General features: G+C 72.0%; 10 protein-coding genes. 2 read left to right on the forward strand and 8 right to left on the reverse strand.

Features of this window, described 5'->3' with window-relative positions; translation table 11 throughout:
• Window positions 1-520: 520 nt before the first annotated feature.
• The 8 genes from miv_RS04545 to miv_RS04580 form a co-directional block, all read right to left on the reverse strand.
• Entirely contained in the window at window positions 521-2,080 is a 1,560-nt protein-coding gene (locus miv_RS04545; protein ID WP_207181630.1) for a cytochrome c, read from the reverse strand.
• 17 nt (window positions 2,081-2,097) lie between these two features.
• Window positions 2,098-2,361 (reverse strand): hypothetical protein, encoded by a 264-nt coding sequence (locus tag miv_RS04550; protein ID WP_207181631.1) that lies wholly within the window; start codon window positions 2,359-2,361, stop codon window positions 2,098-2,100.
• A 247-nt stretch (window positions 2,362-2,608) separates the two neighbouring features.
• Window positions 2,609-3,097 (reverse strand): TspO/MBR family protein, encoded by a 489-nt coding sequence (locus miv_RS04555; protein ID WP_207183394.1) that lies wholly within the window; start codon window positions 3,095-3,097, stop codon window positions 2,609-2,611.
• On the reverse strand, window positions 3,082-4,260 hold the full coding sequence (locus miv_RS04560; protein WP_207181632.1) for a geranylgeranyl diphosphate reductase: 1,179 nt from the start codon (window positions 4,258-4,260) through the stop codon (window positions 3,082-3,084). Before miv_RS04560 ends, miv_RS04555 begins: the two co-directional genes overlap by 16 nt.
• 48 nt (window positions 4,261-4,308) lie before the next feature.
• Window positions 4,309-5,643 (reverse strand): BCD family MFS transporter, encoded by a 1,335-nt coding sequence (locus miv_RS04565; protein ID WP_207181633.1) that lies wholly within the window; start codon window positions 5,641-5,643, stop codon window positions 4,309-4,311.
• Window positions 5,640-6,542, reverse strand: a complete 903-nt coding sequence (chlG, locus tag miv_RS04570) for a chlorophyll synthase ChlG (RefSeq protein WP_207183395.1) — start codon at window positions 6,540-6,542, stop codon at window positions 5,640-5,642. Before chlG ends, miv_RS04565 begins: the two co-directional genes overlap by 4 nt.
• 112 nt (window positions 6,543-6,654) lie before the next feature.
• Window positions 6,655-8,079, reverse strand: coding sequence for a transcriptional regulator PpsR (gene ppsR, locus miv_RS04575; protein ID WP_244748865.1), 1,425 nt, complete (start codon window positions 8,077-8,079; stop codon window positions 6,655-6,657).
• A gap of 80 nt (window positions 8,080-8,159) precedes the next feature.
• Window positions 8,160-9,047, reverse strand: a complete 888-nt coding sequence (locus miv_RS04580) for a cobalamin B12-binding domain-containing protein (protein ID WP_244748866.1) — start codon at window positions 9,045-9,047, stop codon at window positions 8,160-8,162.
• A gap of 268 nt (window positions 9,048-9,315) precedes the next feature.
• Here miv_RS04580 and bchF point away from each other — a divergent pair, with 268 nt between their 5' ends.
• Together bchF and miv_RS04590 are read left to right on the forward strand one after the other, a co-directional pair.
• Window positions 9,316-9,807 carry a 2-vinyl bacteriochlorophyllide hydratase gene (gene bchF / locus miv_RS04585; protein WP_207181634.1) on the forward strand — a complete coding sequence of 164 codons (492 nt, stop codon included), beginning with the start codon at window positions 9,316-9,318 and terminating at the stop codon, window positions 9,805-9,807.
• The gene (locus tag miv_RS04590; RefSeq protein ID WP_207181636.1) at window positions 9,804-11,078 is read left to right on the forward strand and encodes a ferredoxin:protochlorophyllide reductase (ATP-dependent) subunit N; all 1,275 of its coding nucleotides are present in this window, start codon (window positions 9,804-9,806) and stop codon (window positions 11,076-11,078) included. Before bchF ends, miv_RS04590 begins: the two co-directional genes overlap by 4 nt.
• Window positions 11,079-11,083: the final 5 nt, after the last annotated feature.

Consider the following 11,083-nt stretch of genomic DNA (forward strand, 5'->3'; position numbering starts at 1 on the left):
CGCTCCCCCGCGGACCACAGGGCTGTCTGGGGACACTTTCGAGATGAAAAGAGCGCGGGTTTCCCCTCTCGCCGCGGGTGGGAGAGGGGAAACCCGCGCCGTTCCTTTCTCCCGGACGGCCCGGCGCAGATCGGGGACCGATCTCGCGCAAGCGATCAAGCCTGTTTGACCAGATCGACAGTCTTGATACCCGCCTTGTCATTCCGGTGCCGTGCAGCGGAGCCCTGAATGACAAGCAGGGCATCAAATCTGTCGCGTGTGACCGGGCCTGACCTCAGAGCCTGTTTGATTGGCACAGGCACCCAATCCCACGTGCGACCTCATCCTGAGGTGACAGTCCATCGAAGATGGACTGGCCTCGAAGGAGAGCTCCAGGGATTGCGAGACTTCCGGATTTCTTCTTCGAGGCTCCTTTCAGTCGCACTCAGGATGATGTCGAGGGTAGGAAAAATTTTCCTCGTAAGTTTTTCGTCGCACGTCAAACAGGGTCTCGGAGACGGGTCGGGAGCGAATTCGCCGATTATTTCTCCGCCCGGTTCGGCGTCTTGATCTGCCCGTAGACCACGCCGGCGAAGCTGCCGATCGTCGTCGGCCAGTCGAGCCCGGTGGCCTTGTGGTCGGCCACTTGGCAGAAGGTGGCGGTCAGCCCGTTGACGAGGTCGGCCGAGCTCACCTGCGGGGCGGCCTGGCGCACGGCCGGCAGCAGCGTGGCGATGCGGGGCAGCATCTGCTCGGCCTTCAGGTCCTTGAGCTGGCCGGCTGCGTCGGCAGTCTTCAGCGCCGCGGCGAGCGTCGGATCCGAGACGGTCTCGCAGGGCGCGTTGCCGGCCAGCATCGTCTGGGTGTCGGCGCGAAGGCTCGCGACCTGGCCGGGCTCGGCGGTCGGCGGGGCCTGGTTGCCGAAGGTCTGGCGCACGTAGTTCGTCACCGCCGCCACCTCGGCGTCGGTCATGCCGACGCCGACCGCCGGCATCGCCGCATACTCGCCCTTGGCGTCGAGGCCGCCGAGGATCACCCGGATCATCGTCTCCGGGCCCTTGGCGAGCACCGCACCGTTGCCGGCGAGCGCGGGGATCGCCCCCGGCATGCCCTGGCCGTCCGGCCGGTGGCAGGCGACGCAGCGGTTGAGGTAGGTGTCGGCGCCCGGCGCCGCCGAGACCGACTTGAAGTCGGACTTCACGTCGGTCGTATAGGTGGGTTTGGGCGCCAGGGTCTTGAGGTAGACCGCGATGGCGCGCACGTCGTCGTCGGTCATCTTGCTCAGGCTCTCCTCGACGACCTGACGCATCGGCCCGGCGACCACGCCGGCGCGGCCCGGCGCGGCGCCCGTCTTGAGGTAGGTGAAGAGCTGGTCCTCGCTCCACTTGCCAAGCCCTTCCTTGTCGTCGCCCGACAGGTTGGGCGCGTACCAGCCGTCGATCGTGCCGCCCTCGAGATAGCCGCTCCACTGCGAGGCGCCGACGAGCTTGCTGCCGTTGTGGCAGGCGCCGCAATGACCCGGCCCCTCGACCAGGTAGGCGCCGCGATTGACCTGCTCGCTCGCCTTCGGGTCCGGCTTGAAGCGGCCCTCGGTGAAGAAGGCGAGGCGCCAGGCGAGCAGCCCCTCGCGGATGCTGAACGGGAAGGCGATGTCGGCCGGTTTGCGGGGCGCGTTCACCGGCTCGAGGGAGAACAGGTAGGCCTTGATCGCCCGCACGTCCTCGTCGGTCAGCCGCGTGTACCAGGGGAAGGGAAAGGCCGGGTAGAGGTAGCTGCCGCTCTTGGTGATCCCCTCGTGCATGGCGCGCTTGAAGTCGTCGTCGCTCCAGCTGCCGATGCCGGTTTCCTTGTCGGGGGTGATGTTCGGGGTGGCGAGCTTGCCGATGCCGCCGGGGAAATTGATGTAGAGCCCGCCCGCGAAGGGCTTGCCCCCCGGCGCCGTGTGGCACGCCACGCAATCGCCGGCGGTGGCGAGGTAGCGGCCCTTGTCGACGAGGTCGGAGGAGGCCGGCTGCGCCAGGGCCGCGCCGGCCGCCAGGCCGATGGCGCTGGAGCCGACGAGGGCGGTGAGCAGGCGGCGGGTGACGGGCTGGCGGCGCATCGGGGCTTCCTCCGGGGTTATGGGGCGGCGGAGCGCAACCGCAGCCAGAGATCGGCGACATGGGCGGCGCCCGCCCCCGCGAGGGCGGCGGCGAGCCAGAATTCGGGTGCCCCGGCGAGGACGAGGCGCAGGGCGAGCATCAGGCAGGCCCCGGAGGCGAGGTTGATCAGAAGGGCGGTCCGTCCCGGTCCGCGCCGCCACAGGGCGAGATATCCGGCCTCCGCGGCGACGATCACCAGCGCGACATCGACGATGTGACCGGTCGTCAGGAGGTCAGGCACGCATCAATCCTCCTGCAGGCATCGCTGATGCGCAGTCGATCGGGGAGGTAACGTAGGAGACGTCCGGGTCCAGCCCTGCACACTCGAAAAGCATGGTGCGTGTTCACTAGAAGCCCGTCGCGGTTCACGATGTCGCATGCACTCCGTTCCGGTCCCGTGCGATCGAATTTTTCGCGAGCGAAGTCGTGCGCCGGATCGGGGACATGCGAGGTGCTCACGCCCGTGCGCCAATGCTTGGGACCGCGGATCAGAACGGCCCGTTCAGCCGCACGATCGACCGGTTGAGCATGGCCGCGATGCCGACCCAGACGAGGTAGGGCAGGAGCAGCAGCGCCCCGAGACCGGAATGCCGCCCGACGACCAGGATCAGCGCCAGCACCGAGAGCCACAGGGCCGCGACCTCGACGAGCGCCCAGTCCGGCCGGCGCATGCGGAAGAACACCCCGCTCCAGGCGATGTTGAGGAGGCCGTTGACCCCGAAGGCGGCGACGAGCCAGGTCTGCTCGCGCCCTTCCGGGGCGGCGTTCCAGGCCAGGACCCCGGTGATGGCGGTCAGCGTGAAGATGGTGGTCCAGACCGGGCCGAACGCCCAGTCGGGCGGCTTCCAGGACGGCACCCGTAGGCTGCGGTACCAGGGGCCGAGCGCCGTCAGCCACGCGCCCGCCGCCGCGACGACGATGGCCGCGAGCGCCGCGACGACGATCGGGGGCCATCCCCCGCTCACGGCGACACCCAGCGGAAGAGATGCGCGAGATCCTTGAAGAAGATCCGGGCATGGGCCGCGGGTTTCGCCCGCACCAGTTCCTTGTTCATGTAGGCGTCCCAGGTCAGCGACTGCACGTCGGGATCGCGGCAGATGCTGACGAAGCGCTCGCGCAAGGCATCGTTGCGGTACCAGACCGATTGCATCAGCCGCAGGATCCAGAACACCCGGCCATGCGCCTTGAGGAAGCGCTTCCGCGCCCGGCCCAGGGCGCGGGGGTTGCCGGTGGCGAGGAAGTCGTGCGCGGCCTCCGCCGCGAGCCGCCCCCCGAACATCGCGTAGTAGATGCCCTCGCCCGAGGCCGGGGCGACGAGGCCGGCGGCATCCCCCGTCAGCAGCACGTCGCGGCTGTTGTCGAAGCGTGCGAGGGGCTTCAGCGGCAGCGGCGCGCCCTCGCGCCGGATCGTCTCGCCGCGATCGAGCCCGGTCGCCGCGCGCAGGCGCCCGACGGCGCCCCGAAGCGAGAACCCCTTGCGGGCGCTGCCGGTGCCGATGCTCAGCGTGTCGCCGTGCGGGAAGATCCAGGCGTAGAAATCCGGCGAGAGGACGCCCTGGTAGTAGACGTCGCAGCGCGCACCCTCGACGGCGCCGTCCGGCGGCGTGCGGACGATCTCGTGATAGGCGAAGACCTGCCGCATCCGGGCATGGGCGGGGATCTCCTGGCGCCCGACCGCCGAGTTCGCGCCGTCGGCCCCGATGACGAGGCGGGTGCGCAACGACGCCTCCGTGCCGCCGGCGTCGCGGTAATGCAGCGTGACCGGTCCGTCGCCGTCGCGGGCGAGGCGCAGATAGGTGCCGGTCACCCGCTCGGCCCCGGCGAGCGCCGCGCGCGCACGGAGCCACTCGTCGAAGGGCCCGCGATCGACCATGCCGACGAAGCCCTCGCCGACCGGCATGTCCACGGCACGGTCCTTGGGCGAGACCATGCGGGCGGAGCGGATCCTGGCCACCAGCAGCGCGTCGGGGATCGCGAAGTCGCGGATCAGCCGCGGCGGGATCGCGCCGCCGCAGGGCTTGATGCGACCGGCCCGGTCGAGCAGCACCACCCGGCGGCCGAGCCGCGCGAGGTCCGCCGCCGCCGTCGCTCCGGCCGGCCCGCCTCCCACCACCACCGCGTCGAGGATCGTCTCGTCCATGGCCGTGCCTCCCGTCCGGGCCGCGCCCCGCAGCCGGATCGTGTCGTGTCAGACCGCGTGCCGTACCGACAGGCTCCCGAGCGGCGGCGCGCTCATGGCGGGCCGCCCGATCCGGCCGGCGAGCCCGGCCGCGACGAGGAACAGGGCCGCCTCCGTGACGAAGACCGCCGCGTAGGCCGGCACCACCGTGCCGAAGGCGAGGCGGGCGAGGTCGACGCCCGCCGCGCCCAGGAAGCCGCCGAGCCCGAAGGCGATGCCCTGCGCCGCGCCCCACACCCCCATGCGGGTGCCGTGGCGGCTCTCCCCGTCCGGGGCGCCGCCATGGCCGGCGAGCGCCATCATCGAGCCGATCGCCGCGACCGCGAACATGCCGTTGAACAGGCCGAGCCCGGCGATGCAGGCCCGCAGCGGCGCGCCCGGTCCGGCAAAGCCGCAGGCCGCGATGGCGACGAGGGCGGCCGCCGAGCCGAGACAGCCGGCGATGGTCCAGAGCCGCAGCGAGGCCAGTCTCCCGCGCCCGTTGGCGGTGACGAGCGCCACCAGGACCATGCCGGCGAGCACGCCGCCGTTCTGCAGGCCCGAGAGCTTGGTGGTCGCGCCCGGCGAGAGCGCGAAGACGAGGCCGGCGAAGGGTTCGAGGATCAGTTCCTGCGCGCTGTAGGCGAGCATCGCCAGGAACACGAACACCGTGAAGCGGCGCGCCTCCGGCTCGGCCCAGACTTCCGCCAGCACCTTCGCGAAGGGCCGCGCCGGCCCGGGCCTCTCCGGGGCCCGGGCGCGGGGCGGCTCGACGCCCCACAGGGCGAGGAGCGCGACCAGGAAGGCGATCAGCGACACGCCGCCCGAGACCGCGACGAGGCGCTCGCCGGAGAACGGGTCGAGCAGGTGCCCGGCGGTCGGCGCGGTGACGACGAAGCCGGCGATCATCATGATCCAGACGATCGTCGCGGCCGCGCCGCGGCGATGGGGCGCAACGCCGGTCGAGAGCAGGACCAGGAGCGAGGTCCCGGCCGCCCCGACCCCGATGCCGACGGCGAGGAAGGACAGAACGAGGAGGGAGAAGCCGATCGCCGGCTGCCCGGAGAGGAGGGCGGTGCCGAGCGCCGCCCCGGCACCGCCGAGGGCGAGAAGCGCCATGCCGCCGACGATCCAGGGCGTGCGGCGCCGGCCGAGATCCGAGCCGTAGCCCCAGCGCGGTCGCAGCGCCTGCACGGCGTAGTGCAGCGCCACCAGCCCGCCGGGCAGGGCGGCGGGGAGCGCCAGTTCCACCACCATCACCCGGTTGAGGGTGGAGGTGAGCAGCACCACGATGGCGCCCAAAGCGGTCTGGACGAGGCCGAGACGGACGATGGTGCCCCAGCCGAAACCCTGCGGCGCGATCATGCGAGGCCTCCGCGCAGGGCGAGCGCCGCGGTCAGCATGCCGAGCACCGACAGGAGCGTGCCGGTGCCGTTGTACCAGGCGGCCCAGCGGTGCGGATCGGACAGGAAGCGGCGCATCAGACAAGCCTGGCCGACGAGCAGCCCGGCGACGAGGGCGGCGTGCCACGGCATCCCCCAGGCCGCCAGGGCGGCCACGATCACGACCTGCGGGGCCGCCATGACGAGGCAGGCGAGGCGGGCGGCGGGGCCGGCGCCGAGCTGGACCGGGAGCGAGCGGATGCCCGTTCGCCGGTCGCCCTCCATCGACTTGAAGTCGTTGAGGGTCATGATGCCGTGGGCGCCCAGGCTGTAGAGCGCGGCGACGAACACGATCCGCCCGTCCGGCAGGGCGCCCGCCATCACGGCGGCGCCGGTGAACCAGGGCAGACCCTCGTAGCAGAGGCCGCAGGCGGCGTTGCCCCACCATCCGTTGCGCTTCAGGCGCAGCGGCGGCGCGCTGTAGGCCCAGGCGAGCGCCAGGCCGAACACGCCCGCGCCGAGCACCCAGGGCCCGAGCAGGGCCGCGACCGCGAGCGACAGCAGCGTCCAGGCCAGCGCGACGAAGAGCCCCCAGCGGCCGGGCATGCGGCCCGAGGGGATCGGCCGGTCCGGCTCGTTGATGGCGTCGACGTGGCGGTCGAACCAGTCGTTCGCCGCCTGGCTGGTGGCGCAGACGAGGGGGCCGGCGAGCAGAATGCCGGCCGCCACGACCGGCCAGCGGCCCTGGACCGGGACGCCGGCGGAGACCACCCCGCAGGCGAAGGCCCACATCGGGGCGAACCAGGTGATCGGCTTGAGCAGTTCGAGGAGCGCGCCCGGCTCCGGCACCGCCGATGGCTTTGCCAGGAGCGGCGGCTTCATCAGGGGCTTGAGCAGGGGCTCGGTGGTCATGCCGGGAGGGTGGAACCGCCCCACCCGAGTGTCAAGCAAACTTTACACTCGGGGCGATGTCGTCACGGAACCGTGTGGTGCGTCAGGCCTCGCCGTCCTCCGGATCCTCGGAGCCGTCGAGGTCGCCGAGGCCGTAGCGGCGCATCTTGGCGTAGAATCCCTGCCGGCTCAGGCCCAGCATCTCGGCGGCCGAGGCGCGGTTGTCGTGGGTGATGCGCAACGCCGCCTCGATGCACAGCCGCTCGATCATATCGGTCGTCTCGCGCACCAGCGCCTTCATCGAGACGCGGCCGACGAGCTCGGTCATGTGCTCGACCGAGCGCGGCAGCTCGCGCGTGCCCGGCAGGCCGCTCGGCACGGCGGCGGCGACGCGCCGGGGCAGGCTGCGCAGGGTGAACCCGAAGCAGGGCCGGTCGCCGCCCGGCACCGAGACCGCCGCGACCTCGACCTCGTCCACCGCCCCGAACTCGCCCCGCACCACGGTGGCGAAGTGGCGCACCGCGCCGTGCTCGGTCAGCGTGCCGAAGAGCGCCGCGATCTCGGTGCCCTCGCGCCCGAGCCAGCGGTCGAGCGGTTCGCCCTTGGCCTGATGCTCGGTGGCGAGCTGGGCGAGGTCGAGGAAGGCGGCGTTGACCCCGACGATGCGCCGGTCGCGGTCGGTGACGACGAAGCCCTCGGGCATCGCCTCGATCACGTCGAGCGCGCCCGAGCGCGGGGCCGCCGGGGCCTCCGCCGGCACGAGGGGGCTCAGGCGGACGAGGACGCTCGTTCCCGCCTCCTCGCGAAAGAGCGTGGCGGAGATCCGCGCCTCGCCGCGCCGCTGGGCGAGGCGGGCGGCGAGGTCCTCGGCCTGGCCGGTGAGGCGCAGGCCGACGAGCAGCGCCTGGACGGCGCGGGCGCTCTCGGGTTCGAACAGGTCGACGAGGTCGCGCCCGACGACGCGCTTGACCGCCCGGCCGAGGAGGCGGGCGGCGGCAGGATTGATCTCGGCGATGCGGCGGGTGGCGGCGTCGACAATCAGGATCGGCTCGCCGGCGAGCTGAAAAAGCACCCGGTAGCGGGTCTCGGCGCCGCGCAGGCGGGCATAGTCGCGCTCGAGCGCCTGCTGCGAATCGGTCAGGCGCTGCTGCAGGGCCGAGAGCGCCCGGAGGTCGCGCCCGATCACGATGATGCGGTCGTCGTCGGGCACCCGCAGGGCCGCGTAGCGGATCGGCACGTCGGCGCCGCCCTGCATGGAGGGATGGTTGACCTGGCGCCAGCGCGTGACGGCCCCGGGCTCGGCATCCTCGATCAGCCGCAGGATCTTGGGCCGGCTCTCCACCGTCACGGTGTCGATCCAGCGCCGCCCGAGCCAGGTCTCGCCGGCCTCCTCCGAGAGGCCGTCGGCCCCGAAGGCGGCGTCGCGGATCACCCCGTCGCCGTCGACCACGAGGGACACGTCGCTGGCTGCAGCGACGAGGCTGCCCGTCATCCGGGGATCGAGGCGGGAGACGGCGTCTCGAAGCACCGCGAAAGATTCCTTCGCAGCAGGGCTCACGGGTCTGTTCAAGGGTCACCAGGCTACGCCGACCGCACCGAACAGGTCTTTCAGCAGGCTCTAATCCGTAGATCAAGCAAGCCTTGCAAGATTCCGGGCGCCTGTCGCGCGTCCTCGACAGCCGCGTCGGCGCCGACGAGCCGGATCCGGTCGGGCCGGCCCGCGAAGGCGGGTCCGCCGACGATCACCCGCAGGTCGCGGTTGCGCGAGGCGCGCCGCAGCACCGGGACCGCCGCCGCCAGCCGCTCGACATGGACGTCGCAGGAGAGGGACAGGCCGAGCACGTCGAACCATTCGGAGCGCAGCCGCTCCAGGGCGTCGGTGAGGCAGGGCTCGAAGCTCGCGGTGACCTCCCAGCCCGCCTCGCCGAGGAAATGGCCGGCGAGGGTCAGCCCGAACGTGTGGGTCTCCCCCGGCGCCGGGGCGAGCAGGACCCGCCGGCTCGCCGGATCGACGGGCCGCGGGTCGAGGCAGAGCGTCTCGAGGTCGTGGACGAGGCGGCGCAGCCGCGCCATCGCGGTGGTCACCTGGAGGAAATCGCAGACGTCCTCCTCCCACAGCCGGCCGATATGCCGGGCTGTGGGGGCGAGGAGCCCGGTCAGCACCTCCTCCAGGCTCATGCCGTCGTCGAGGAGGTGGCGGAGTTCCGTCAGGACGTCGCGGTCCTCCGGCAGCAGCAGCAGGGCGCCGAGCCGGTCGATGTCGTCGGCTGCACTCAGGCGGGGCGGAACACGGCGCGCCGGACGTTCGCCGCGATGGGCGAGCATCAGCCGCGGGATGATCTCGGCCTCGACCACCTGGGCGAGGTCGTCGCGCCAGCGCAGCGTCCGATGTACTCCACCGGAGTTTATTTCGCAGGGCGGGCGCTCGTGAAACGTCCGGTCACGGCGGGCCGGCCAGTCGCCCGGCAAGGTCCCGGGCTGTGCTTGATCTCCCACCGGCACCTCCCCGATGCGCAGGAAAACCGATTATGCTCGACTTAGTGTCGGGTTTTCTACGTTGGGCGCGCCGTTGCCAGGGGGCGTCATCCGGATTCATTCCAAGATACATCTCCGGCGTGCCGCCGCAAGGCTCATTCGCAGCGACCTCTCGCGAATGTCACCGATATGAAGTGTCAACTTATGTTGACACTCCGGTGCCGGCGGTCCTAGGCTTTCCCCCATCGGCATCCGCGGCCAACGCGGGTCGGCCAGGAGGGCAGGCGCGATGGCGACGTCCACGGATCGGCCGTTTCTCTACAGCGAGGCCGAGCGCCGCCGCCGCGACGCCTCGCCCTGGACCCTGGTCCAGGGGGTGCTGGCCCCGCTGCAATTCGCGGTCTTCCTGCTGAGCCTCGCCCTGGTCTCGCGCACCCTGGCGACCGGGGAGGGCGTGGCGCTGGCCAATGCCTCGGTGGTCGCCAAGACCTTCGCCCTCTACGCCATCATGGTCACCGGCTCCCTGTGGGAGAAGGCGGTGTTCGGGCGCTACCTCTTCGCCCCGGCCTTCTACTGGGAGGACGTGGTGAGCATGGGGGTGCTCGCGCTCCACACCGCCTATCTGGCCGCGCTGGCGACCGGGGCTCTCGGCACGACCGGGCTGATGTGCCTCGCGCTCTCGGCTTACGCCACCTACCTGGTCAATGCCGGCCAGTTCCTGCTCAAGCTGCGCGCCGCCCGGCTCCAGGCCCCCGCCTACGCGATGGGGGCGGCGCGATGACGGCTTTGGCGTCTCCTCTCCCCTCCGCGGTCCCCTGCGGCCCCGAGATCCGGCACGAGCGCGGCCAGCGGGCGGTGTTCTGCGGGCTCACCGGCATCGTCTGGCTGCACCGCAAGATCCAGGACGCCTTCTTCCTGGTGGTCGGCTCGCGCACCTGCGCCCACCTGATCCAGTCGGCCGCCGGCGTGATGATCTTCGCCGAGCCGCGCTTCGCCACCGCGATCATCGAGGAGCGCGACCTCGCCGGCCTCGCCGACGCGCATGAGGAGCTGGACCGGGTGGTGCGCCGCCTGCTGGAGCGCCGGCCCGACATCAAGCTCCTGTTCCTCGTCGGCTCCTGCCCGTCCGAGGTGATCAAGCTCGATCTCGGTCGCGCCGCGGCGCGGCTCTCGGGCACCTTCGCGCCGGACGTGCGGGTGCTGAGCTATTCCGGCAGCGGCATCGAGACGACCTTCACGCAAGGGGAAGACGCCTGCCTCGCCGCCCTGGTGCCGGACCTGCCCCGCAGCAACGACGAGTCCCTGCTCGTCGTCGGCGCGCTGGCCGACGTGGTCGAGGACCAGTTTTCGCGGCTGTTCGCCGATCTCGGCATCGCCGATGTCTGCTTCCTCCCCGGGCGCCGGGCGGCGGACCGGGCGCCCATCGGCCCGAAGACCCGCTACCTCCTCGCCCAGCCCTTCCTCACCGACACTGCCAGGGCGCTCGAGGATCGCGGCGCGACCCGCATCCCGGCCCCGTTTCCGCTCGGCGCCGAGGGCACGACCCTGTGGCTCGCGGCCGCCGCCCGCGCCTTCGGGATCCCGCCCGCCAGGCTCGTCGCGGTGACGGAGGCCGGCCGGGCCCGGGCGGCCCGCGCGCTCCAGGCCCATCGCGCCTCCCTCTCGGGCCGGCGGGTGTTCTTCTTCCCCGATTCGCAGCTGGAAGTGCCGCTCGCCCGCTTCCTCTCGCGGGAGATGGGCGCGGCGCTGATCGAGGTCGGTACGCCTTACCTGCATCGCGGCCACCTCGCGGAGGATCTGGCGCTCCTGCCCGACGGCACCCGGGTGACGGAAGGCCAGAGCCTCGACGACCAGCTCGACCGCTGCCGGGCCGCCCGGCCCGACCTGACGGTCTGCGGCCTCGGCCTCGCCAATCCGCTCGAAGCGGAGGATCTGGCCACCAAGTGGTCGATCGAGCTCCTGTTCACCCCGATCCAGGGCTACGAGCAGGCCGGCGACCTCGCCGGGCTGTTCACCCGACCGCTTGCGCGCCGCGCGCGGCTGGAGGGCTGAAGGCC

The organism is Methylobacterium indicum (genome assembly GCF_017347565.1).
In the GTDB taxonomy this organism is placed as follows: domain Bacteria; phylum Pseudomonadota; class Alphaproteobacteria; order Rhizobiales; family Beijerinckiaceae; genus Methylobacterium; species Methylobacterium indicum.